The sequence below is a fragment of the Chthonomonas sp. genome, from assembly GCF_035294505.1.
Lineage (GTDB): Bacteria > Armatimonadota > Chthonomonadetes > Chthonomonadales > Chthonomonadaceae > Chthonomonas.
The window spans coordinates 1-22,300 of record NZ_DATGKU010000173.1 but is presented as its reverse complement, the minus strand read 5'-3'; the positions used below and the strand labels follow the sequence as shown (position 1 = coordinate 22,300).

25 protein-coding genes and 1 riboswitch are annotated in these 22,300 nt (G+C 53.1%); of the genes, 9 read left to right on the top strand and 16 right to left on the bottom strand.

The window, feature by feature from the left end; genetic code table 11:
• Positions 1-3: 3 nt before the first annotated feature.
• The 10 genes from ppk1 to VKV18_RS09745 all read right to left on the bottom strand — a co-directional run bounded on the left by ppk1 (position 4) and on the right by VKV18_RS09745 (position 9,233).
• A complete protein-coding gene (ppk1, locus tag VKV18_RS09790; protein ID WP_324204025.1) occupies positions 4-2,091 on the bottom strand; it encodes a polyphosphate kinase 1 in 2,088 nt (695 codons plus the stop codon).
• Between the two features lie 84 nt (positions 2,092-2,175).
• Entirely contained in the window at positions 2,176-3,606 is a 1,431-nt protein-coding gene (locus tag VKV18_RS09785) for a DUF512 domain-containing protein (RefSeq protein WP_324204024.1), read from the bottom strand.
• A gap of 86 nt (positions 3,607-3,692) precedes the next feature.
• Entirely contained in the window at positions 3,693-4,247 is a 555-nt protein-coding gene (locus VKV18_RS09780; protein ID WP_324204023.1) for a sigma-70 family RNA polymerase sigma factor, read from the bottom strand.
• A 479-nt stretch (positions 4,248-4,726) separates the two neighbouring features.
• Positions 4,727-4,990: a hypothetical protein gene (locus tag VKV18_RS09775; protein ID WP_324204022.1), complete on the bottom strand. Its 264-nt coding sequence runs from the start codon at positions 4,988-4,990 to the stop codon at positions 4,727-4,729.
• A gap of 113 nt (positions 4,991-5,103) precedes the next feature.
• Positions 5,104-5,772, bottom strand: coding sequence for a type II secretion system protein (locus VKV18_RS09770; protein ID WP_324204021.1), 669 nt, complete (start codon positions 5,770-5,772; stop codon positions 5,104-5,106).
• Positions 5,769-6,443: a hypothetical protein gene (locus VKV18_RS09765; RefSeq protein ID WP_324204020.1), complete on the bottom strand. Its 675-nt coding sequence runs from the start codon at positions 6,441-6,443 to the stop codon at positions 5,769-5,771. Before VKV18_RS09765 ends, VKV18_RS09770 begins: the two co-directional genes overlap by 4 nt.
• Before the next feature lie 158 nt (positions 6,444-6,601).
• A complete protein-coding gene (locus VKV18_RS09760; RefSeq protein ID WP_324204019.1) occupies positions 6,602-7,240 on the bottom strand; it encodes a hypothetical protein in 639 nt (212 codons plus the stop codon).
• 156 nt (positions 7,241-7,396) lie between these two features.
• Positions 7,397-7,630 carry a hypothetical protein gene (locus VKV18_RS09755; RefSeq protein ID WP_324204018.1) on the bottom strand — a complete coding sequence of 78 codons (234 nt, stop codon included), beginning with the start codon at positions 7,628-7,630 and terminating at the stop codon, positions 7,397-7,399.
• 28 nt (positions 7,631-7,658) lie between these two features.
• The gene (locus VKV18_RS09750; protein ID WP_324204017.1) at positions 7,659-8,963 is read right to left on the bottom strand and encodes an Nramp family divalent metal transporter; all 1,305 of its coding nucleotides are present in this window, start codon (positions 8,961-8,963) and stop codon (positions 7,659-7,661) included.
• Between the two features lie 30 nt (positions 8,964-8,993).
• Complete coding sequence (locus tag VKV18_RS09745) at positions 8,994-9,233, bottom strand: hypothetical protein (RefSeq protein WP_324204016.1); 240 nt, start codon at positions 9,231-9,233, stop codon at positions 8,994-8,996.
• A gap of 463 nt (positions 9,234-9,696) precedes the next feature.
• A riboswitch (M-box (ykoK) riboswitch) is annotated at positions 9,697-9,868 on the bottom strand.
• Between the two features lie 124 nt (positions 9,869-9,992).
• Here VKV18_RS09745 and nagA point away from each other — a divergent pair.
• From nagA to VKV18_RS09720, 5 genes are all read left to right on the top strand, one after another.
• The gene (nagA, locus tag VKV18_RS09740) at positions 9,993-11,150 is read left to right on the top strand and encodes an N-acetylglucosamine-6-phosphate deacetylase (RefSeq protein WP_324204015.1); all 1,158 of its coding nucleotides are present in this window, start codon (positions 9,993-9,995) and stop codon (positions 11,148-11,150) included.
• A gap of 83 nt (positions 11,151-11,233) precedes the next feature.
• Positions 11,234-12,418 carry a GntR family transcriptional regulator gene (locus tag VKV18_RS09735; RefSeq protein ID WP_324204014.1) on the top strand — a complete coding sequence of 395 codons (1,185 nt, stop codon included), beginning with the start codon at positions 11,234-11,236 and terminating at the stop codon, positions 12,416-12,418.
• A 76-nt stretch (positions 12,419-12,494) separates the two neighbouring features.
• Complete coding sequence (locus tag VKV18_RS09730) at positions 12,495-13,295, top strand: DUF1559 domain-containing protein (protein ID WP_324204013.1); 801 nt, start codon at positions 12,495-12,497, stop codon at positions 13,293-13,295.
• A gap of 72 nt (positions 13,296-13,367) precedes the next feature.
• Entirely contained in the window at positions 13,368-13,556 is a 189-nt protein-coding gene (locus VKV18_RS09725; protein WP_324204012.1) for a hypothetical protein, read from the top strand.
• A 69-nt stretch (positions 13,557-13,625) separates the two neighbouring features.
• Positions 13,626-14,582, top strand: a complete 957-nt coding sequence (locus VKV18_RS09720) for a tetratricopeptide repeat protein (protein ID WP_324204011.1) — start codon at positions 13,626-13,628, stop codon at positions 14,580-14,582.
• On the opposite strand, the gene VKV18_RS09715 is transcribed toward VKV18_RS09720, so the two are convergent.
• Entirely contained in the window at positions 14,579-15,637 is a 1,059-nt protein-coding gene (locus VKV18_RS09715; protein WP_324204010.1) for a chemotaxis response regulator protein-glutamate methylesterase, read from the bottom strand. The genes VKV18_RS09720 and VKV18_RS09715 overlap by 4 nt on opposite strands.
• A 79-nt stretch (positions 15,638-15,716) precedes the next feature.
• Entirely contained in the window at positions 15,717-16,832 is a 1,116-nt protein-coding gene (locus VKV18_RS09710; RefSeq protein ID WP_324204009.1) for a hypothetical protein, read from the bottom strand.
• 208 nt (positions 16,833-17,040) lie between these two features.
• Between VKV18_RS09710 and purN the strand changes: the two genes are divergently transcribed.
• From purN to VKV18_RS09695, 3 genes are read left to right on the top strand one after another with little or no spacing between them, the layout of a single operon-like run.
• Positions 17,041-17,700 (top strand): phosphoribosylglycinamide formyltransferase, encoded by a 660-nt coding sequence (gene purN, locus VKV18_RS09705; RefSeq protein ID WP_324204008.1) that lies wholly within the window; start codon positions 17,041-17,043, stop codon positions 17,698-17,700.
• 26 nt (positions 17,701-17,726) lie between these two features.
• Positions 17,727-18,401: an OmpH family outer membrane protein gene (locus tag VKV18_RS09700; RefSeq protein WP_324204007.1), complete on the top strand. Its 675-nt coding sequence runs from the start codon at positions 17,727-17,729 to the stop codon at positions 18,399-18,401.
• Between the two features lie 6 nt (positions 18,402-18,407).
• Positions 18,408-19,604, top strand: a complete 1,197-nt coding sequence (locus VKV18_RS09695; RefSeq protein ID WP_324204006.1) for a HAMP domain-containing sensor histidine kinase — start codon at positions 18,408-18,410, stop codon at positions 19,602-19,604.
• 142 nt (positions 19,605-19,746) lie between these two features.
• Here the strand turns inward: VKV18_RS09695 and VKV18_RS15950 are convergent, their stop codons facing one another.
• Both VKV18_RS15950 and VKV18_RS15945 read right to left on the bottom strand, forming a co-directional pair.
• The gene (locus VKV18_RS15950) at positions 19,747-19,896 is read right to left on the bottom strand and encodes a zinc ribbon domain-containing protein (RefSeq protein ID WP_414647192.1); all 150 of its coding nucleotides are present in this window, start codon (positions 19,894-19,896) and stop codon (positions 19,747-19,749) included.
• Positions 19,893-19,967 (bottom strand): hypothetical protein, encoded by a 75-nt coding sequence (locus VKV18_RS15945; protein ID WP_414647191.1) that lies wholly within the window; start codon positions 19,965-19,967, stop codon positions 19,893-19,895. Before VKV18_RS15945 ends, VKV18_RS15950 begins: the two co-directional genes overlap by 4 nt.
• A 197-nt stretch (positions 19,968-20,164) precedes the next feature.
• Here VKV18_RS15945 and VKV18_RS09690 point away from each other — a divergent pair, with 197 nt between their 5' ends.
• On the top strand, positions 20,165-20,581 hold the full coding sequence (locus VKV18_RS09690) for a thioesterase family protein (RefSeq protein WP_324204005.1): 417 nt from the start codon (positions 20,165-20,167) through the stop codon (positions 20,579-20,581).
• A 49-nt stretch (positions 20,582-20,630) separates the two neighbouring features.
• Here the strand turns inward: VKV18_RS09690 and VKV18_RS09685 are convergent, their stop codons facing one another.
• Positions 20,631-21,449, bottom strand: coding sequence for a succinate dehydrogenase/fumarate reductase iron-sulfur subunit (locus VKV18_RS09685; protein WP_324204004.1), 819 nt, complete (start codon positions 21,447-21,449; stop codon positions 20,631-20,633).
• 52 nt (positions 21,450-21,501) lie between these two features.
• The coding region (locus VKV18_RS09680; RefSeq protein ID WP_324204003.1) for an FAD-binding protein at positions 21,502-22,300 on the bottom strand (799 nt) is incomplete at its 5' end.

Sequence of the window (22,300 nt, the reverse complement as noted above, 5' to 3'; positions counted from 1 at the left end):
CTCCTATACATTGGCTAATCGCTGTAGCAAGATACGTTGTGAGCTTCTTTCGGCTTCCCCAAGCGCCGGGTGTCGGCGCGTGTAGCATCCATCGGGATGGAGGTCCCAGGCTTGCATGTTATCCTCGAGCATTATTTGGAGGACCTCCAGAAGCTCTTTACGGTTGTTTGGGTCGAGGATAGGAACGACAACCTCGATGCGGCGATCAAGATTACGCGGCATCCAATCTGCGCTGCCGATATAGAGGTCTTCGTTTCCGCCATTGCGGAAGTAGAAAATTCGGCTATGTTCGAGGAAGCGCCCGACGATGCTGATGACTCGGATGTTTTCAGATAGCCCTGGCACTCCTGGGCGGAGGCAGCACATGCCGCGCACGATGAGGTCAATCTGAACGCCTGCTTGAGAGGCTCGATAGAGGCTTTGGATGATCTCGGGGTCTACAAGCGCATTCATTTTTGCGATAATGCGCCCTGGGGTGTCTGCACGGTGAACGGATATTTCGCGTTCAATAAGCTCCAGTAGTCGAGATCGGAGATTGATTGGAGCGACGAGGAAGCGGCGGTAGTTCTTCTGATGTGAGTAACCGGTAAGGTAGTTAAAAAGCTCGGTAGCATCGGCACCGAAATCGTCGTCGCAGGTAAGAAGCCCGATATCGGTGTAGACGGTAGCGGTACGGGGGTTATAGTTTCCCGTGCCGACATGGAGGTAGCGGCGAAGGCCATCTGCCTCCCGACGCACGACGAGAGTCACCTTGCAGTGGGTCTTAAGGCCAAGCAATCCGTAGACCACATGCACGCCTGCGTTTTCAAGCTGCCGCGCCCAGGTGATGTTATTTGCCTCATCGAAACGCGCTTTAAGTTCTACTAGGCAGGCCACCTGCTTGCCGTTGAGGGCGGCATCCATGAGGGCGTTTAGGATAGGTGAGTCGCCACTGGTACGGTACAGGGTATGCTTGATGGTGAGCACATTAGGGTCGTCGGCAGCGGCGCGCAGAAAGTCGGTAACGCAGTCGAATGACTGATAGGGGTGGTGCAGCAGAATGTCCTGTTTTTTAATAGCATCGAACGGGTTTTGGCCACCGCGCAGGGCGGGAGGGATCGAGGGGGTAAAGGGCGGGTCACGCAGTTCGGGGATGTCGAGCGAGGCGATGGGCATGAGGTCATTTAGAGCAAGCGGACCGTCTACAGTATACACTTCTTCTTCCAGGGCTTTAACTCCCGCGATAATCGTGCGACGTATCTCTTCGGGCATTTGGCTGGTGAACTCCACTCGCTCGACCTCACCAAAGCGGCGGCGCACGAGCGCTTCTTCTATAAACTCCAGCAGGTCGGTGGCGACATGCTCTTGAAGCTCGAGGTCTGCGTTGCGAGTGATGCGAAAAGGATAGGCCCCCAGTATCTCCATTCCCACGAAGAGCCTGTCCAGATGTGCCATGATCAGCTCTTCAAGGTAGATGTAGCGGTAGCGATGGCCTGGAACAAGCACCATTCTGGGAAGGGCGGAAGGTTCCGGAACCTTAACACGTGCGAAGCGTTTTTGATGTGAGTAGGGGTCGCGTACGATGACAGCCAGGCTAAGACTTAAGTTCGAAATGTACGGGAATGGGTGGCCGGGGTCCACCGCGAGCGGAGTTAGCACCGGAAAGACCTGTTTTTCAAAGTAGGTTGTTAGTTCCGCTTTTTCTTTGTCACCGAGGTCTTGATAGCTATCAATATGAACGCCGTGTTGGGCTAGGCAAGGAAGAAGAGCACGATAGCAGTCGTATTGGGCTTTAAGAAGCGGCTCGAGGCGCGCTTTAATGGCGCGAAGATCGTCGAGATAACTCTGTTCGGTGGGCAGTTTTCCGGTCTCTTGGCTCACCCGTTCGCGCATGCCGGAGACATAGATCATGAAGAACTCATCGAGATTGCTGCTAAAGATGGCCAGAAACTTCAATCGTTCCAGCAGTGGATTGCGGGGGTTATTGGCTTCATCAAGCACACGTGCGTTAAATTCAAGCCAGCTCAGTTCTCGATTAAAGAACAGCGGCGACTGAACTTTGTGTCGCAATTTACGATTTGGTTTGCGGCTTTCGAGCGGTTCGTGCTGCATCGGCGACGGCCCTCATATAAAGAGTACGTATGAACATTAAAAACTATTTTCGGATTTTTATTGGATAATGTCCTGGCACAGCGTCTATGTGGCCATTTGGTATTCTGCAAGCTGTTCGTCTACAACCCAAGCCGAACCCTGTGTTCGAGGGGAAGAGGACTTGGGATGAAGTAGGCCTAGGGCTGCGGCAAGCGCTCGTGGAGAGTTGCCTACAACCTGCAGATTTAGCCCTGACGATTCTCGAGCCTGTGCGATGGTGATATCATCGAGAAAGAGGGTGTTATCTCGTAGACAGATGCTAGGAATAAATACCGTTGAACGGCAGCTAGGAAACTGCGCCAGTTGATGAAGGATATCTTGTGCGGTGAGTAGGCCGGCGATATGGATGTTGCCCCCGAAGAAATGGTTTTTCACCACACAGACATTCAGGGCGATGCCTTCTATACGATTGAAAAGGTCGGCCATCTGTTGGATTTGAGCGGCCGGCAGTTCGGCAGTAACGAGGGTGGCCGATACAGGGTAGGGTGCCTTACGGGGCAATCGTGGTGTGATGCGGCGCAGTTCCTCGAGGAAAAGGCGCATGGTGCCGATGCCGTCTTCGAGCTGAGGAAACTCCTCATAGTGCGCGCGACCTGGATAGGGATATTGGGCCACATAGTACCACTCGTCGCCGAGCCAAGCGAAACGTGTGCCTAACATCTTACGAAAGCGACGTGTATGGTGGTACACCTGCGCGATGAGCGCGCGTGCGTAGTCACGGTCGGCACAGCGAAGCGGTGTAAGTTTGGAGCGGAAACGGGTAAGCCCTACAGGAACAATGGCAACCGAGCAGACTCCTGCTCGCTTTCCGGTAATCGCACGATGTTCGGCGGCAAGCTCAACAAGGGTTTGGTCGAGAGCGGGGCCATCGTTGAGATCGGGGCAGAGAACAATCTGTGCGTGGACGTCAATGCGGTTATCGGCCAATTGGCGCAACTGGGGTAGGATGGGTGCCGGCTCTTTTCTGCCCAAAAGGCGGGCGCGTAAGATGGGATCGGTGGCATGCACGGAGACATAGAGGGGTGAGAGGCGTTGTTCAAGAATGCGTTCCCACTCTTGAGCGGTAATATTGGTAAGGGTAACGTAATTGCCGTGCATGAAGGAGAGACGGAAGTCATCATCCATGAGATAGAGAGAACGTCGCATGCCTTTGGGTTGTTGGTGAATGAAGCAGAAGACGCAGCGGTTTTTACAGGTATGCACCTTATCGCCTAATTCGTGTTCAAATTCCAGGCCAAGGTCTTCTTCCGGCTCTTTGTAGAGCGCGATTTGCATCTCTTGGCCGTCACGTTGAATCGTGAGCTGGAGCGACTCATCGGCAGCGTAAAACCGGTAATCGAGGATATCGAGGATCGGTTTATCGTTGATGCGTTTGAGAAGATCGCCCGGGCGAATACCGGCCTCTGCTGCCGGGCTATGTGGTGCCACTCGCGATACGATGAGAGCGTTGAGATTTTTGACAAAGATTTCTGACATAGCGGAATCTATTTTACCGGAAAATCGCTATTTTTGAGATGTCAGGAGCCGGCAAGGGGAATTGGGAGATAGGGAGAATAAGTTTATTACGAGTTGGAGAGGCGGGCGAGAGAATCTAAGAAGCGCGTTCTAGCCCTCTTCAGTCGGTATTGAACGGTGCGCTCGCAGAGACCATCTCGTTGTGCGATGGCTTTAACGGAAAGATCATTTTGGAAATGATCGATCAGCAGCCGACGTTCACCTGAGGTGAGACTCTGCAGCGCTTCTTGTACCGCCTGTTGCATCTGCGCCCGGCTCTCTGTCTCGATTAGCACCTCTTCGGGAGTGGGAGATGGGGCGGGAACGTGGTCTAGTGGGTTGAGGGTGTCGCTGCACAGGGAGGTAAATGAGACCTCATGTTTTTGTATTGTGCCTTGCTTTTCTTTATAGTCTAGCACGGCGCTGTGGGCAACTTTGGCCAGCCAAGGTTGACGAGAATCGCATTCCTCTGGCGAGGTGCAGCGGCCAAGCGCGTGGCGGAGAAAGAGCTTGATAACGGCACACTGCTCACAATCGCCTCGATCTTGAAGAGGGACGCTGAAGTGTTTCATGTAGTGCTGCAGAAGCTTTCGGAAGCATGTTTCACATTTATGTGTCGTCATGGTAGTCGGTTTCCTCTTTCATCGTGGGAGCTGTTGCCGAGGATGCTAGTGCAGGCATGTAGTATTCGGGTGAGGTGTAAGGTGTGATAAGCTCATCCGCCGCAGGAAACCGCTTGGTTGGAAGATCGCCACACGCATTCCAACGACTTTCTACTTACTAAAGAGAACGTACTCAGCGGAATGATAGTCAAGGACGCCTCTTATCCCAAGCTGTTTTGCCAATTTGGGATACATCGCGAAGCCATCGCTAACCGATCCGGTCTTCCAGATACAAGAAAAAGCAAGCAGGCTACTGAGATTCAGTTTCCAGCTACCGTTAGGATTTTGAAAGATGGGGATGGCCAGGGAATGCGTTTCCGCATCTTGAGGAGAAAGCTTTGGAGCCGTCCAGAAGGTGGTCCATTCCGCGAGGTCGGGCGAAGTCGTCTCTTTGTGCTCTCGAAACAGCTTTAGTGGGCCGGCACTCCAGAGAGTCTTTTTTAAAAAGGTATAGCGTTCCCCGGTGTAAGGTTAAGCCGTTGTCGTTCCATCGGGTCTGCCATACGCCATAGAGCGACAGCGTCTTCATCCTGGATGGCTCTGATCACCTCAGATTTCATCCTGACTAGCGTAGTTTTTAGATAGAGATAGACGAACGAGAGAATAATGCCCACCGCGAGGATGATGCCAGCAGCAACAGCCCCTGCGGCGACAGCTCGTTTGTGATGCTGCAGCGTCGGGTATTTTTTCAGAATCGCTTGCATAGGGATTACCTCAAAAAAGAGTATCTGAGGAGAGAGTGTGCAAACACTCTCTGCATTCCCTTATTGGTGATTGGTCTCCTTTCGTCCTTAGTTGTTTTCAGCTTCTCAGACTATCAAAGTCCATTATAGTCGGGTGGACATCCACCATTCACGCAAAGCGCGTGTATCGGTACGAGTTCGTTGGACACCTGATTATTGAGACGCAGCAGAATAACACGTTGTGTAGCCCAGCGGGGGCGGGTAAGATAAGGGGCCGCCTCATACCGATCGGAGGGTTGGGGAGTGCCTTTAAGCGGGTTCCAGAAGTCATTGTGGTTGACATCGGTGACAAGCACAACCTCCTCTCCTCTTCTGGCGACGCACTGGTCGAATCGCTGGGGTTCCGGCACCTCGGGTTCGGGGACGGATGACCAGTCGCATTCGAAGCCGTAGTTATGACGGTTGAGTACGTTCGGGTCGTTGATAGGGTAGGCGTCGGGGCAGCGGAAGAGATTGAGGTCTTTAACGTAGGAAAAGAAGAATGTGCGAAGACCCTCCACTCCTACCGGCAGTCCGAGTTGGGCGCTGGTCATCGGCACACCCCGTGTAGCATCGGCGCCATCCCAGTCTTGACGATAGAGGGTGAGTGCGATGCCGATTTGATGGAGGTTTGAGACACAGGTGTTTTGTCGTGCGCGTTCACGAACGGGGCCGAGCACGGCGAGGAGGATGCCGGCCAGGACGGCGAGAATGGCAACGACCAGCAGGATTTCGATTAAAGTAAACCCTTCAGAACGTTTCATCGGTGAGGCTCCTCTAGCACATGTAAAAATGCCGGTTGCGTGAATGGATTGGTTGGAAATGGCGCATCCTTGCCAAGCCACAGAAGCCGGTTCTGGGATGAGAAGAGATAGGCTCGTCTACGCCAGACCGCGTTTAGCGCTTGAACGAGTTGCCCTTTGGGATCGCTGACAATCGGCAGATGGACACCTTGTTGCTTAAGAAATGCCTTTGCCTCTTTCGGCGATGCTGTGGTGAGAACCAGTAGCGGAGTAGAATATCTGATAGCTGCGTGTTGCCAATCTGCCAGATTAATGCTAAGGCAACTCGCACAATCACCAACAAACACCAGCAGATAAGGTCTCTTGACAACATGTAACTTCCGAATGCAGTTTCCTATCGGGGTGTTCGGAAGCAGGAAACCGAGTGCTGGATCGTTCTTCATCACGGCCTTGTAGTCAGATAGAGGAAGGGCTTGGCCGATAGAGGTGTGGGCGGCGATCCATCGGGTGAAAAGGGAGGTGAAAGTGCCCTCCCGCCGCAGGATAAACAGGAGAATGGCTATCTCAAGCAGTAATAAGCAAAGAAGGATTTGCCGCAGAACTCCCCGTCTCTCTCCGGCGGTATGGGGGGTGAGATTTTCACCCGCGTCGGTAGGGTAGGCTGAATGGGTGGGTTGACTTGGGGACATCATTCCGTCTCCAACCGTGTTCTCTAATTATTATAAACGGCTTTGGTAGATAAAAGCACAAATACTGCAGCTTAGAATTCTCTAAGTTGTATTACCAAACAGGCAAATAAGAAAAAGGGGATATCCTAAAAGGATATCCCCAAGAAGTGGGAAATGGGTGCCTACTTAAACAACTGTACGCTCCAAGAAATAACGGCATAGGGAAACAGGCGATGATGGCCGTGGTTGCTGATGTAGACGGCGGGATTAAGACTAAGGTTTTGAGTGAGGTAGTAGGTACCTCCGATGGTGCTCGCGTTTTCCCCTCCGCCTTGATGGTCAAGCATGAGAGTGAAGTGCGAGGATATTTGGTAGCCAAAGCCGACGATAGGCTCGGTTTGGTGGCCTGTGTATATGGCACCTAAAACCCACTGCTGGCGGCCCGCGTTGGTGCCAAACTCAAACAGTTCTTGAGGCCCACCATGGGAGATAGGCCAGTTCAGAAGCCCCGTGGTAACGGTGAAACCTGTTTTTAGTTGGACGAGGGCATACTGAAAGTTGATTAAGTCCTCTTGAGTGGGCGTGAAGTTATGGAACCAATCTATGGAAAGATTTTTTGTAAGCCCAAGTTCAAATTGGGTTTGCCAAGGGGTTCCTATGTGAGCATCTTGAGCTTGAAGGGTTATGCTCAGCACGCCTTTTGGGTGGGTTGGGGGAGTTGGTATTTGGTTAAGCCCGATCACATCGGCAAGAGCTGGCGACTTTAAGGCACAGAGGATGCCGAGGAGAATCGGGCAGGATGCGAGTCGAAATCGGATCACGTTTGGTTCCTCCTTTTTATATTATTGATATTCGTGCTTTGGTACTAAATTTGCTTAATGAAGGCTTCTCGCGTCCCGATCCGTAAGGGGTGGCGCGAATTGGTTCATTTGGGTACCAATAAAACATCGCTGCTTCTTGTGGATCGGGACGACAACCTAACTATGTGGCCCATGGCTGCCAAAGAGATGCATTTGGGCGATGAGGCGATAGAGCAGCAGCAGTCCCATAATGATCAGGTAAGCGCGCAGGGTGATGAGAGAGAACTTCACGCTGCGGCTCATGGGCATAGGCCCGGCCTTCTCCGGATCGCGCTTCTCTTCGGGATCATCATCAAGCGGATGAACCACATAGTAGATATTATCATCGTTTATCAGTTTAGACACGGCCATTTTGAAACCTCCTTTGCAGTGATTAGTTTTAGGACGACGCAGGGAACAGGTTGGGCGCGATCACTTGAGCTGCGAGGATAAAAGAGAGTGTGAACAACAGGATGATGATAATCCAGTTAATCCAGTTGTTCCACGGCTTATTGGCGAACTCTTCTCCCAAAAGCTCGCGATCGTTAAGCAGCAGTTGCAGAAAGACGATAGCGGCGGGAAGCATGATGCCGGCAAGCACCTGCACGCTGATGATGATAAGCTGCAGCGGAGCTTTTGGGATGAGGACGATGGCCGCCGCCAAGAGCACGCAGATAGCATAGATCGTATAGAAGCCAGGAGCTTCCTTAAATGTGGCATTAAGGGTATGCTTCCAGCCTTTAACCTCCCCAAACGCCCATGCACTAGAAAGAGAAACTGCGGTGGCGCCGAGAACGGCAGCGTTGCACATGAGCAGCAGGATGGCGTATTTGACGAAGGGCCCCAGCGTTGGGCCGAGCGCCACGGCCATTTGAGCTGGATCGGTATAGTTGATATGGTGGCGATAGGCTGCATCTCCGGCAAGGATCATGCAGCCGGCGACGATGATAGTGAAGCACGCCCCGAGGAATGTGTCTAGCCGTTCCCACTTAAGGTCGGAAAAGCGAAGGCGTTTATCGGCCACGCACGACTGTTGGAAGAAGAGTTGCCATGGCGCGATCGTTGTTCCTACCAGAGCGATAACGAGAAAGACCAGGTTCGTTGTTAGCCCGCCAGGGGGAATGTGGGGGACGACCGAATCGTGGATAACCTGCTTTGGGCTGGGATGGCACAGCATCGCGACGATAAGCCAGATAGAATCGAGCAGACAGAGGACGATGGTGGGACGCTCCCAGCGCAGGTAGTGACCCGTAACCACCAGGACGATCAAGCCGATAGCAAAGAGCGGTACAGCAATATAGGGACTTACCCCCATTTTGGCCCAGGCCAGAGAGATCGCCGCGAACTCGGTGACAATGGTCAGAAAGTTAACGATGAGGAGGTCCATCAGAGAGAAGAAGCCCCACCATTTCCCAAACCGCCGATAGATCATGGCCGCATGGCCCTGCCCGGTGGCGATGCCTAGCCGTGCAACCATCTCTTGGACAAAATAGGTGATAGGCAGGAGCAGCAGGAGCACCCATAGAAGATGGGTGCCATACTGCGCTCCGGCCTGTGTATAGGTGGACACCGCTCCGGCGTCGTTGTCGGCCTCCATAACGATTAGGCCTGGGCCGAACACCAGAAGAAAAGTAAGTAACTCCTTCTGCCAACGGCCACGTACGGCGCGGCCTTTGGTTTTTGTTTGTTCATTCAGAATAGTCATTTTCCCGTCCTCTAATTGAAGTGATGGCTTTTAGGCAACGATTGCGGCCATTCCTATGTTTTCGTGCTGACCCAGAGGCGCCCATTCGACAGGGTCTTCTGTCGGCGTCTCTTGCACTTCGGTGACCCGGTTGGTTGTGCGGTACACGTGATGTATCGGCTGGGGCTGAGCCGTTTCCAACAGATAGGTAAGTGGATGCGACTCGGTGTCCACAACCCACTTGGGCACCAGTTGCCCCATTTCATTTTTTAACCAGACCATTTTGAGCATGGCTTTACCCTCCTCTCAGAGAAATTGAGGTTAGCCTACCGACGTCGGGCATCGCCTTTATGGGCAGGTTGTTAGGCGCGATCACGTCTTTGAAAGAGGGGATAAAGCCTCTCCATGAGACGCAATACGCCTTACACCTACCTACAAGGCAGCGCACAAGACGCTATAGGATGAGGGACGGGAAGAGATGGAGATTGAGGAGAAGAAAGCCATCACCTCACACGTCCCGTCGGCCCTGCCGTGAGCCGAGCGGACGTGCAAGAGATAGCCTATGAGGCTAGAGGAGCATACCGCCGGCTACACGGCCTAATTGTGGTTTGCCTCCGTTACTTGGAGGCTCGATACTATTGGTATCCATAGTTCCTTTAGACTCTCCGTGTGCCATCGGCTGTTGGGCAAGAAGAAAAGGTTAAAGCCCGCCTCTTGAGCGAGAAGCGGGCCGTTGAATTCGGTCTAGAAGGTTAACGAACCCCACTCGCTCAAGTTTTGGCACCGCGTACCTTAGAGGCCAGAGGCCTCAGCCACGTTAGGTAGACCCTTCGAACGGGAGTACCTGTTAAACCCTTAGAGTGTCTCTGGACACGAAAGGGCAGTGGCCTATATGTATGCGGGAGCCTCACCTATCGAGGTGAATTCCCATTTTTTATTTTTCGGCGAGCACCATACGCTTCGCCAGACTTTCATACGCAGTATACTTAACGAGAGTTCCACTTGTCAAGCTTTTTTTGAATTTTCTGCGACAAATCGGAGGTGCGAGAAATGCGCTTATTGGCGGGAAAGGTTGCAGACGCTCTCTATGTCCGAGAGAGGGCTATGGTGGTTCTGGAAGATGGTCGAATAACCGAAGTGGAATCATGGGATAGCGCTACTCGGCCTGAAGAAGCGGACATAGATGCTCGCCGTTGGTTCCTTGTGCCGGGGTTTGTGGATATTCATGTTCACGGAGGGGCTGGGCGCTATGTGATGGAAGCAGACGAGGATGCGATGCAGGAAGTCTCGTATCATCTTGCACGACATGGGGTAACCGGCTATTTACCAACTACCGTTACCGGCCCGAGAGAGCGGTTGACCGCCGTATTGGAGGTAATCCACCGTCTGATGCGAGGTGGGGACTACGAGGGTGCCCGCATTCTCGGTTGTCATCTCGAAGGACCTTACATTAATCCGCAGAAAAAGGGTGCGCAGCCGGAGGCGTACATTCTGGTACCGGACTGTGACGATTTTCTACGTTGGGCGGGGCCTTATTTGGAGGTGGTGCGTATTATGACACTGGCGCCTGAATTGCCGGGGGCGGATCGACTCATGAGGCTGTTGGCAAAAGAAGGTATTATTGTCTCTATTGGCCATACCAATGCCACCTATGCCGATGTAGATAGGGCCATTGGGTTTGGAGCGCGTCATGTAACTCATTGTGGCAATGCGATGCGTGGCATGGAGAGCAGGGAACCGGGTGTTCTGGGGGCGGCTCTTGCTCGCTCGGAGTTGGTGGCGGAGCTGATTTGGGATAACATTCATGTACATCCCGCCGTTTGTAAGGTTATCGTGGAGTCTAAGGGAGCGCGAGGGGTTATTCTCATTTCCGATGGCATTCCCGGGGCGGGGATGCCGGATGGATATAGCTTTTCCTTAGGCGATTTACCGGTAGTGGTCTCTAACGGTGCGGCACGTTTGCCGGATGGAACTTTGGCCGGTAGCTTACTGACCCTCGAGCGCGCATTTTACAACGCGGGAGGTTATGATTTGCGAAAGCGGGTCCTCATGTCATCCTATAATGCCCTATGTGCTTTAGGGCTGAACCATCGGAAAGGGCGCATTGCCCCCGGTTATGATGCCGATCTGGTAGTTGTGGACGAGGAGGGGACGGTGCGCCTGACGATAATCGGAGGGCGTATCGTTTATGACGGGCGGGCGGGATAGCCTCAAAAATTTTTCGGAAAACCCTTGACAAGAGACGATATTTCTGCTAAAATGAGTATATACTACTAGGTAGCTAGGAAGATATGTCATCACGTTCTACAAAGCCAATGATGGTTGGGCTCAAAGCCGTTCGCGTTGTGAGGGACGGTCCTTTACCGCGTCATCTCCAGGTAAAGCAGATTCTTCGAGACCTCGTGCACCGTGGTGTCTGGAAGGCCGGAGACAGAATACCGGCGGAGACGGAGATCGCCAGCAGTCTGGGGGTCAGCAAAATGACGGTAAATAAGGCTATCTTGGCTTTGGTAGAGGAAGGGCTTTTTGTGAGGGAAGTCGGGCGGGGCACCTTTGTAAAGGACACCTCTGTCGGCGGGGGGCGCGGGAAGCGTGAACGGCCCTTAGACTGGCCTCGCCGTCGAACGCCCATCATCTATCATGTAATTACCGTAGGCCCTACCGAGATGGTGGCCGACAACGAGTACCTTTGTGCGCTTTTATTGGCGATGCGCTGCCAAGTGAGTCCATTGGAGGTAACGCTGACGCTGCAGCATGTACGTGGAAGTGATTACGTGCGTTTTTGGCGCTCGGATCACAGTGCCGGCTGGATCATAGTAGCGCCACGCCAAGAGGATGTGGAAGGGTTGCACGCTCTTGCCGCCGAGGGGGCTAGGGCTGTGGTTGTGGGAGCCTCGTGGCAAGGGGTGCCACTGCCCTGTGTAGATAGTAACAACCGCGAAGGCGCAGAAATGGCCGTAGAGCACCTGTTTCGTTTAGGGCACCGCAAGATCGGTTTGATCTATGCCGAGCCGAATGCTATCAACACCCAAGACCGAATTCTAGGATTTCAGGCCGCCTTGCAAGCAAAGGTCTTGCCGTTTCGGCCTGACTGGATGTTAGATGCCGGAACGGCGGAGGGTATCGCGGAACCGACTTGCACAAGGCTGCGCGAACTGCTGAAGGCCTCGGATCGTCCAACCGCTTTTTTGGCCGCCGGCCCCTTTCTGGCGCGGACTTTGCTAGAGCTTGCTCAAGAAGAGGGAATTAAGGTTCCGGAGCAGCTTTCTATCGTTGGTTTCGACGATCCGACAGCAGTAGCACACGCGGTACCTAAGCTAACAACGGTAAAGCAGCCGCTAGAGGTCATGGGGCGTGAGGCGATTAAAAAGCTGCAGGAGATGCATGAGCGAGGAGCGATGAAGCTTTCCGACCCCGACAGAATCTTCCTGTCTTGCAGTCTCATCGCCAGGGAATCGACGGCGCCTCCTCAATGAGGCGCGAACAAACCTTTTGTGCTTTGTTATGCAAGGCACAAAGCATCCTAAAAACAACTCAATCGGAGGAATAGTAATGCAAGGCAAAAAAGCGTTTACGCTCATTGAATTGCTCGTAGTAATCGCTATTATAGCGATTCTTGCGGCAATTCTGTTCCCTGTGTTTGCACAGGCTCGCGAGAAGGCACGCTCGATCTCGTGTCTATCTAATCTCAAACAGATCGGGCTGGCTACTATGATGTATGTGCAAGATTACGATGAGACCTTTTTCCAGTTGCCCTGGCATCAAAACCCCGGAGATACCGGATGTCCCCCTAATCCAAATGCTCCCTGTCCTACCGTGTGGTGGAGCGATTTGCTCATGCCCTATATCAAAAACCAGCAGCTTTTCAGCTGCCCCAGCAACAGCGACACGCTGTTCAGCACGTGGGGATATACCGCACCGAACTATCGTGTTACGTATGGCTTGAGCGATTTCATCTTTGATGAAAATGGAGACCAGGGAGGACCCTACACGCTTGCGCGACTTCAAAGTCCCGCCGATCTGGCTATTATCAGCGATGATCGATATGCATGGAACTGGCATACCTGTCAACCAAATGGCAATGGGGGGTATGCCTTCTATTGGGACTGGTCTGATCCCCTTTCGGTATGGGCTGGGTACGGTGACTTCAAAGGGAACTCGCGAAACCCACGGCACTTCAATGGGCAAAACTTCGCTTATGCTGATGGACATGCCAAGTTTGGCGTGCTAAGCGTGCCCGCACCAGATGCGGGACAGGGTTTTGTGAATGGTTTATACTACGGAGCGTTTCGTAGCGCGAAGGTGTATGACCAGAATTATAGCGACAAGGGGTGTAGTCAGCCAACAAACTAACAGCAATCCTGGAAGCATGGGGGGAGAGGTGATTCTTTCCCCCTGTGTAATAACACTCAAGTGGAGAAGAAAATGCGACAGAATGTGAACCCAGTTGTTGCTGGGATCGTCTTCGTTGTGGTGCTCATTATCCTCATCCTCATCGGAATCAAGGTGTTCGGGGGAGGGGGCGGTTCAAAAACACAGCCGATGGATTATAAGGTTCCCCCACCGGCAGCGAGTGCGGCGCATTCGCAGAGCAACCGTTCTACTGCCCCATAGGCGAAATAGGGACTGCGAGTTCTTTGCTATAGGATGACAAGCTGCTCTGCTCGAGCCAAAGTTTGTCTCATGGTTGCGGCCATTCTTATCGGTGCTGCGGTTTGGCTTCGAATGCGCCTTACTGAACCGGCGTCCCTTATGCACCGCTATATGGAGGCGGTTCATCTTGCGGAGGCGGGTGACTACGGGCATGCCGTTGCCATTTGGCAGCAGCTTTTGGTGGAGTATCCTTCGTTCCCTTACACCTACTTTCAGTTAGGGCGTTTTTACACCCAAACGGGCCATGCGGCACAAGCGGTTCCCTTATTGCAGCGCCTCGTGAGCAAGAATCCCAAGTTTCCAGAGGCACAACAGGTTTTAGCCGAGGCCTGTTTGGCAATAAATGATGCCCCATGTGCCCTGCAAGCCGCGAAACAGGCGGTGGCTCAATCGCCACATTCGGGCGTGGCCCACGATCTACTTTCTGCTGCCTACGGTAAAAGTGGCGATCTTGGGGATTGTATTCAGGAAGTTCTCTTGGCGGAGCGTTATGCCCCTTCTAACGCCACGATATGGTTGCATGGAGCCAATATCTTCCAACAGGCGCAGAACGTTCGCCTGACGGAGCAACAGGCTCGTCGTTGTGTGCTGCTTAACCCGAACGACGGTCGTGCCTGGTATCTGCTTGGATGGGCGCTGAACAACGAGCCGGGCGCATCTAATGAGCTGAAAGCACTGCAGGCCCTTCAACGGGCGGTTGCATTGCAACCCCAAGATGCCCTTGCGTTAACTGAACTAGGTGCCGTTTATCTAAGGCTGCAAAGAAACCGAGAGGCTGTCGAGACCCTACTGAAAGCTCGGCATGTCACTGCTCTCCCCGATGCGGATGGGGGTTATAGTCAAAAACACTTACTTGCGCGCGCTCGTGTCGCTCGCTTGCTTGCGATTGCCTTTTTGCGAACACATAAGCAGGCCGACGCTCAGAGAATGTTCATGGAATGCCAAGTCCTCTCTCATGAAGCGGATAAGGCCCCTATGAAGGATTAAGCACTCATAGGGCGTTGCATGCTCTCTAGCAGGCGAATGATCTCTCGTGCGATGCGGGGCAGAGGGAGGACGAACTCAGCGGCACCGAGCGCAATGGCGGCTCGCGGCATGCCGAAAACCACACTTGTTGCCTCATCTTGCGCGATGGTAAAGGCTCCGGCTTGTCGTAATTGATAAAGTCCACGCGCCCCATCTTCTCCCATACCGGTAAGCAGTACGGCGATGGAGTTGGCCTTGGCGCTCTCGGCGGCCGAGTTGAAAAGAGCATCTACAGAAGGGCGGTGCCGATTTACCGGCTCGGATTTTTGTACCTGCACATGATAGCCGGTGTAATTGCGATGCAGGGTGGTTTGAAAATCGCCTGGAGCGAGCAGGGCAAGACCTGGCTGAACCCTATCGCCGTCTTGTGCCTCCTTTACACGAAAGGCGCACAGTTTATCTAAGCGCTGGGCGAATGAGGCCGTGAAGCCGGGAGGCATATGTTGCACCATGACGATGCCGGGAATGTTAGGGGGGAGCGAGGTGAGGATTTCGCGTATGGCCTCCGTGCCACCGGTAGAGGCGCCGATGAGAATCACTTGATGCATGAGCTGCTGAGGCGCCAGTCTCGCAGCGAGAGCCTTGGATGGGTTTTCTACCTGAGTAACGACACGGGCAGATGCAGCGGTCTTCACTTTTGTGAGCAACTCTAGGGCCGCAGTGTTTGATGTGTTGAGCTGTTGTAGAGTAGGTTTTGGGAAGAAATCTACTGCTCCAAGCTCAAGCGCTCTGATCGTCGTTTCGCATCCGTGTTGAGTTAGAGAGGAGACCATAACCACGGGGATGGGATGTGCTTTCATAAGGTTGGCCAGGAAAGTAAGCCCATCCATGTGGGGCATCTCCACGTCGAGTGTGATCACGTCAGGGGAGAGTTCCTCAATTTTTTGAGAGGCCTGAAGCGGGTCAGAAGCAGTACCCACCACTTCAATCTGCGGATCGAAGGTAAGCAGTTTGGCAAGCAAAAGGCGCATAAGGGCACTATCATCCACGATAAGAACACGGATTCGTTTGTCCATAAGGAGGGAGGCCTCTACCTGACGCAGTGAATTCTGCTTTATTGTAGGCTAGGTAGAGAGGATTCTTGAGTAGGCTGCTTCACTCGTACAGTTTATGGAAGACGCCGGCAAATATCCAGCCAATGATAACCACGATGGGTGACCAGCCCATGGCGAGGTGAGCGATGAGCAAAAGGGGATTTGTTTGTACTCCGGCGAAGGGAGCAAGCCATTGCGCATCTAGGTGACCTAACCACGCCGGCTGAACAACGAGGAGCGACAGGCTGCCTACGATGAGACAACCCACGAGGCCAGGGTTGGTGTTATGCCGTAACAAGGAGATGATACTGTAGACGACGAGGCCGATGAGAGGGCCGAAAAAGAAGATCAGGCCGATGGCCAGGGGAAGATCGTCAGGGTCTTCATCGAACCATGGAACAACGCGCATAACGGGCAACAAGAGACCTCCAAGAAATTGCGCGAGCAGCATGGGAGCCCAAAACAGATTTTTTTGGTAGAGGGGGAACAGCCCGGCAAAGGCGAGCAGTAAGGCAAGCACTGCGGCATAACGTGCCGTGATCGGCCATGGGTTGGGCGGGGCATAGGCCTCCAACTCTTCCGCCGCAGTTGGGCGCGGAGTTGGTTGCGTGGGTTGAGATGGCTCCTGTTGAGGAGTTGTTGCAGGTGCCGACTCAACGGGTGCAGGTGGTTGAGACGGAACGATAGAAGCGGTTGGCAGAGCGGTCTCGGTTGGTGTTAGGGTGTTATCGTTAGGAGGAGTAGCTTGAGTATCTGTTGTTTCTTTTTGTGGGAGCTTCAGGTTGGCAAGAACAGAGGCGAGAGGATCGGGTGCCTTATTGGAGTAGGCCGGTGCCGGTATGCTGTCGGTAGTAGATTTCGATTCCAGAATCTCCGATAGGGAGGCCAGGCGACGCGACGGAGGAGGAACGGCAGGAGGAGGGGTGTGTTTGGCGGCACCAAAGGCGGGAGCGGAGTGTTTTTTGGCTGGGGGAACGATGGCGGGAGCGGGACGATGAGCTTTAATAATCTCCTTCTTGGGAGGTGACGCGGCCGTAGAATCGGCCTCAGGCTCGCTCTCTTTAGTAACCTCCGCGGTGGTTTGTTCTGCGGTTTCTTGAGGCGATTGTAGAGGAAGCCCACAGACGCTACATCGATCGGTGGTGGTGCTTTCCATGCCGCAGTGTTTGCAGATCATCGTCAGAACCTATCTCCTCACCCAAATTGAGGGAAGCCTTTACTTGCCCAAATAGCCCTTACCCCGATCATTATAGCACAGGGTGGTTTCATCTGCACAAATTGGCCTGTGGATGCGCTAGAATCTTCCAACACAGCGTTCTAAGAAGTGTCTAATAGAACGGGTGATCACGCGTTGATAGTGAGAACTCAAATGGGGGTAAGCTGGCTTGACGGAGATTTTAGAGCCTTTAGGGGAGGCGCAGATAGCGGTCTTGGTGTCGGGAGAAGCGCGAGGCAGCAACATGCAGGCGCTGCTAGATGCCTGTATGGAGCAACGAATCCGTGGTGAGGTTCAGGTTGTGGTTGGAACACGTGCAGAGGCCCCCGCGTTGGCACGAGCACGCGACGCCGGAGTGCCTGTTCACGTTGTTTCGCCAAGAAAGTACGAGGGGCAAGAAGAGGCCTATGCCGAGGCGCTCCTGCGTATTCTGCGCCGATATGCGATTAACTTGGTCTGTTTAGCGGGCTACCTCCTTCGGCTTCCTGAGCCTGTGGTGGCAGCGTATCCCTATTGCGTGCTTAACATCCATCCGGCATTGCTGCCGCTGTTTGGTGGGAAGGGAATGTATGGAAAACGGGTTCATGAGGCCGTCATCGAAAGCGGCATGAAGGTGACCGGTTGCACCGTTCATTTTGTGGATAATGATTACGATACGGGACCTATTCTCGTGCAGCGTGCGATACCGGTGTTGGATGAGGATACGCCGGAGACGCTGGCTGCGCGACTTTTACCCGAAGAGCATAGGGCCTATGTGGAGGCTGTGGAAATACGCACGTCGAGGTGGTTGCGTGTGGAAGGGCGACGGGTGGTTACGTATCATCCTTAAGTCATACGAGTGAAGGAGGAATCGGAGTGAAGGGAACGACGTTCTTACATATAGGTGCGTTTACGCTTGCACTGTTGATTGCGGCGGGAGGGCTTCGTGTTAACGCCGGAGATAATCAGGGCACCTCATCGCCACTGCTTCGATCCGACATTGCAAGGGTAGATATGCAGCGAGTCTATGAGGCTTCGGATGCGCCTACCATTGTTGAGCAGAAGTATCAGGATGCCATGCTGAAAGCAGCCGATCAGTCGCGCTTGGCAAGACGCGTGGCTTTTCTAACCCCGGAAGAGTTGGGTGAGTTTTTACATCTTATTACTTTAGACAATCCAACCCCGGCGCAGCAGGCACGCATAAAGGAGCTGCAGAACCTTTCCGATCAGCGCAGTGCACAGTTAAATTCTCTCATTACCAAGCCGGATAAGGAGCTAACTCCGGCCGACCGCACCACGCTGCAGACGCTGCAGGCGCGTCAGCAGCAGTATGTGCAGGACGTGTTGCCGGGCATTGACAAGGAGCTTAGCGATAAGGCGCTTCAATCGGTAGACGATTGCCGCAAAGACCAGTTAGAGCAGTTGCGCAACGTGGTCGCCGAGGTAGCGAAGAAAAAAGGTATTCATGAGGTATGGAGTGCCGATACCCTCGTTTATTCCGACAACGATATCACCAACGACGTTATTCAGGCCTTACAGAAGAAACATTAACAGGTCATGTCCATGCAGAACGTTGCACCAAATGAGGTCGCAGCCCAATGGCTTTTATCCCATCGTCGTAAACTGCTGAACGAATGGGGCCAAGAGGTCAGTCGAATTTTGTGGCATTTAGACCCTTCTCTGATTGGGCCTCGTGGTGAACTGCGACGGATGGTCCTTCAAATCCATGACTGTATTGTGCAAACCCATCTGCTACAACAGTCTTCAGAACCGGTGGCGGAAGAAGAGGGACTGCTAGCGGGGAAGATCGCGGACATGCCGCTTGCATGGGGCGATTTGAGCACTTGTTTCAAGGTGCTCGAGCGGTTGGTTATGAAATATCTTTGTGAGATGCCTGAGGGTGGGGAACTGGCCTCCTATCAGTACGCGGCCCACATCAACGAGTTCCTCTTGCGTATTGCTTCGCTACGCTTGCATAAAAGTGAGGCAAAAGAGATCGCCCTTCGTGACTCGGAAGTGGTAAGGCGTCATCGGCTTATGCGATTCCTCTCGAACGCTTCCCATGATGCCCGTGCCCCGCTTACGACTTTGCTAGGTTTTACAGAGCTTTTGCAGGAGGAGACTTATGGACCGTTAAACGAAGCGCAACAAACTGCACTTGGGCATATCTATCACGCCTCTCTCCATCTGCAAGAGATACTCGATAATCTCTTCGACCTGCTGAGAGTGCAGGATGAAAGGAGGGAGCTGCACCCACGACTCTTCGATCTGAACGTCTCCCTAAGGGAGATCGTCGCAATGCTGAAGCCCTTAGCTCAGCGACAGGGTGTGCAACTCGAGTCTGATTTGGACTCTCCTTTACCTTGGATTATCGCCGATGAGAGCCTTGTTCGACATATTGTCTATCAGATGATACTTGGGAGCCTGCGCTCAAGTAGAAAGGAGGGGAGCGTCAGGCTAAACGCTCAGGTGACGGAGCAGGAACTTACTATTCTGGTGAAGGATTCTGCTGCGCCCGTTCCCCAACAAAAGCTTTCTGCCATCTACGGGCTTTCGGTGGAGCAGGAGCCTAATGGTGTAGGAGGTCTGGAATGGGATTTCGGTCTCTCATTAGCCTGTCGTTATATCGAATTGCATCAAGGAAGGCTAGAGGTGAAAGCCGATGAAGACCATGGCGGCAATGTCTTTCTCATACGCATTCCGGTACGTGTTCATTCTGCCTACGATGCGGAACTGGAGTCGAACCAACCGTAAACTACCGCACGCCTAAAGGCTGCGGCTTTGCTCTGGCGCACCCGCTGTGCTCTCGATGCAACACCGGTCTCCGAGCAGTACGGCCGGTTTACGGCGGCCCGACAGGCAATATTGCCCGCCGCAATCCCATCCGCCAGGAATGTCACCTCGAAAGCGAAGCTGAGAGGCCTTCGAAGCCGCAGGCGGTGCACACAAACGAAGACTGCGTTCTACGGTTCTCTTTCGCACAATGCCCACAGTTGGTGCGAGAGGTATTACGAAGGTCAACATAGTGAACAGGAACCCCTTTCAATGCTGCCTTATAGGCGATAAATGCCCGAGAGTGCGGCGGAGTGCCTCGGCTTGTTGCGGCGTAGGAAGCAGTTTCAGTGGAACCGCCAGACGTATTCAATTTGTCCTTTGGACTCAACATATCGCGTATACCGAAGTATACTCAATTATTCGCTAACTACCAACAGAGAAAGGAGGGCGCGCTTCCGCTGTCGGCTAAAGCCGAAGAGTCCTCTCGCTTTGCTTCGAGGTGACATGGTTTCCGCGCGCACATTTCTATGAAGGAAGGAATGGAACCGGAAAGAGGTTCTCAGACTGAGATTCGCGTTCGATATGCCGAATGCGATCCGATGGGAGTGGTTCACCATTCGAACTACCCTATATGGTTTGAGGCGGCCCGAAGCACATTTTGCCGCGAGCGAGGCATTGATTATGCGCAGATGGAGCGTGACGGCTACGCCATGCCCGTGGTGGAACTGCACTGTCGTTTTATAAAGCCGGCATATTATGAGGACTTGGTGGTTGTGCGAACATGGCCTAAGGAGTGTCGGCACAGTTTGTTGCGAATGGGATATGAGGTATGGCGTGGTGAGGAACTTTTGACAGAGGCCGAGACGCTACAGATGTTGATCGAGCGTGCGAGCGGCAAACCACGACGTTTTTCCGAAGAGCTGTATGAGCGATTTATGACCCCTAGGAAAGGTTAGCCGGCAGCCTTGTCAATGGTGCCGGCTCGTACCTAAAGAGAGGGGCTAATTACTTACCAGGGCGTGGACTTTTACTGATAATTTGAGTCTGGCTTTCGGGCACACTGCTTAAGGGTTGCTTCGGTTCGTGTTGAATAACACCGATACGTCGGAGGATACGAGTAACGGGATCGAAGTAATCGTCAGCAACGCGTTCCTTCAGCGGAATGATGGCATTATCGGTAATATGAATATGCTCAGGGCAGACTTCGGTGCAGCATTTGGTGATGTTACACATTCCGACTCCGGCTTCGCCCTGAAGTTGTTCTCGCCGATTGAGATTATCCATGGGGTGCATATCTAGTGCAGCGATGCGAACCATCTGTCGAGGGCCAAAGAAAGCATCCTTACGATTATGCTCGCGTAGAATATGGCATACGTCCTGACACAAGAAACATTCGATGCATTTACGGAACTCTTGAATGCGCTCTACATCGGCCTGTTGCATGCGGAAGGGTTTGCCTGCGAATTCCGGTTTGGGTTGCAGGGGTGGAATTTTGGCTGCGATGCGATAGTTCCAGGATACGTCGGTCACGAGGTCTTTAATGAGAGGGAAGGTGCGCATGGGGCCGACGGTAATAATGCCGGAGGGAAATTGGTCTACGCGTGTTTTGCACATCAGGCGTGGTTTTCCATCTATTTCGGCGCTGCAGGAGCCGCATTTTGCCGCCTTACAGTTCCAGCGACAGGCTAATGTGGGGTCAATGTGCTGTTGAATGTAATGGATGGCGTCGAGCACAACCATGCTTGGTTGTACGGGCACCTCGTAGGAGGCCATGTGGCCTCCATTGATATCTCCTCGAAAAACACGGAGGGTAATTTTCTCCATCGGTTTTTCTCCTCGTTTGAATGCGTGCGAGCGTTTACTCTGGCCTCGTTGCTCACTTAAAGAGCGCTTTTAATCGTTCAGGCATTTCGGGCAGGGGACGCGGCTCTATTTTAATGCGTTGCCCATCTTTCACTGCAATCAGGTTATGTTTACCCCAGAATGCATCATCGCGATCGGGATAGTCGAGGCGCCACTGGGCGCCACGGCTCTCTTTGCGTTCTAAAGCACAGCGTACGATAATTTCGGAAGTTTTCAGCATAAAGCGTACCTCACGAGCAGCATGCCAACCAGGATTAAAGCAGCGATCTCCATCTACGTGAAGATGTTCCGCGCGTTTTTGTAGCTCTTGAATCTTCTCGAGCGCTTCAAGAAGCCCCTTCTCGGTTCGCGCGATCATGGCATGTTTTTGCATGGTATCCTGAAGCTCGCGATGGATATCGTAGGGGTTTTCACCCTCTTTTGTCTCTAGCGGTAAGAGGAGATAGTCTTCCTCTTCCGCGATCTGTTTCTCATCTATTTTGCCTAAGGTGGCCGTCTTCGCGTAGAGAGCAGCATGTTCTCCTGCACGTTTTCCGAAGACGAGAATATCAGATAAAGAGTTGCCGCCGAGCCGGTTGGCTCCATGAAGTCCTGCAGCGACCTCTCCCGCCGCATAGAGCCCGGGGACTGTAGTAGCGCAGGTTTCAGGGTCTACTTTTACTCCGCCCATGGTATAGTGGATGGTTGGATAGACCTCCATAGGTTGTTTGGTGATATCCACATCACCGAGAGCGTGAAACTGTTCGTACATACTCGGCAGTTTGCGCTTGATATAGTCCGCTCCACGATGGCTAATATCGAGATAGACGCCG

Excerpts from the sequence above, each read along its gene's own strand:
- ppk1 (WP_324204025.1), bottom strand. The coding sequence starts at position 2,091 with ATGCAGCACGAACCGCTCGAAAGCCGCAAACCAAATCGTAAATTGCGA.
- VKV18_RS09785 (WP_324204024.1), bottom strand. The coding sequence starts at position 3,606 with ATGTCAGAAATCTTTGTCAAAAATCTCAACGCTCTCATCGTATCGCGA.
- VKV18_RS09780 (WP_324204023.1), bottom strand. The coding sequence starts at position 4,247 with ATGACGACACATAAATGTGAAACATGCTTCCGAAAGCTTCTGCAGCAC.
- VKV18_RS09775 (WP_324204022.1), bottom strand. The coding sequence starts at position 4,990 with ATGCAAGCGATTCTGAAAAAATACCCGACGCTGCAGCATCACAAACGA.
- VKV18_RS09770 (WP_324204021.1), bottom strand. The coding sequence starts at position 5,772 with ATGAAACGTTCTGAAGGGTTTACTTTAATCGAAATCCTGCTGGTCGTT.
- VKV18_RS09765 (WP_324204020.1), bottom strand. The coding sequence starts at position 6,443 with ATGATGTCCCCAAGTCAACCCACCCATTCAGCCTACCCTACCGACGCG.
- VKV18_RS09755 (WP_324204018.1), bottom strand. The coding sequence starts at position 7,630 with ATGGCCGTGTCTAAACTGATAAACGATGATAATATCTACTATGTGGTT.
- VKV18_RS09750 (WP_324204017.1), bottom strand. The coding sequence starts at position 8,963 with ATGACTATTCTGAATGAACAAACAAAAACCAAAGGCCGCGCCGTACGT.
- VKV18_RS09745 (WP_324204016.1), bottom strand. The coding sequence starts at position 9,233 with ATGCTCAAAATGGTCTGGTTAAAAAATGAAATGGGGCAACTGGTGCCC.
- nagA (WP_324204015.1), top strand. The coding sequence starts at position 9,993 with ATGCGCTTATTGGCGGGAAAGGTTGCAGACGCTCTCTATGTCCGAGAG.
- VKV18_RS09735 (WP_324204014.1), top strand. The coding sequence starts at position 11,234 with ATGTCATCACGTTCTACAAAGCCAATGATGGTTGGGCTCAAAGCCGTT.
- VKV18_RS09730 (WP_324204013.1), top strand. The coding sequence starts at position 12,495 with ATGCAAGGCAAAAAAGCGTTTACGCTCATTGAATTGCTCGTAGTAATC.
- VKV18_RS09725 (WP_324204012.1), top strand. The coding sequence starts at position 13,368 with ATGCGACAGAATGTGAACCCAGTTGTTGCTGGGATCGTCTTCGTTGTG.
- VKV18_RS09720 (WP_324204011.1), top strand. The coding sequence starts at position 13,626 with ATGGTTGCGGCCATTCTTATCGGTGCTGCGGTTTGGCTTCGAATGCGC.
- VKV18_RS09715 (WP_324204010.1), bottom strand. The coding sequence starts at position 15,637 with ATGGACAAACGAATCCGTGTTCTTATCGTGGATGATAGTGCCCTTATG.
- VKV18_RS09710 (WP_324204009.1), bottom strand. The coding sequence starts at position 16,832 with ATGATCTGCAAACACTGCGGCATGGAAAGCACCACCACCGATCGATGT.
- VKV18_RS09695 (WP_324204006.1), top strand. The coding sequence starts at position 18,408 with ATGTCCATGCAGAACGTTGCACCAAATGAGGTCGCAGCCCAATGGCTT.
- VKV18_RS09690 (WP_324204005.1), top strand. The coding sequence starts at position 20,165 with ATGGAACCGGAAAGAGGTTCTCAGACTGAGATTCGCGTTCGATATGCC.
- VKV18_RS09685 (WP_324204004.1), bottom strand. The coding sequence starts at position 21,449 with ATGGAGAAAATTACCCTCCGTGTTTTTCGAGGAGATATCAATGGAGGC.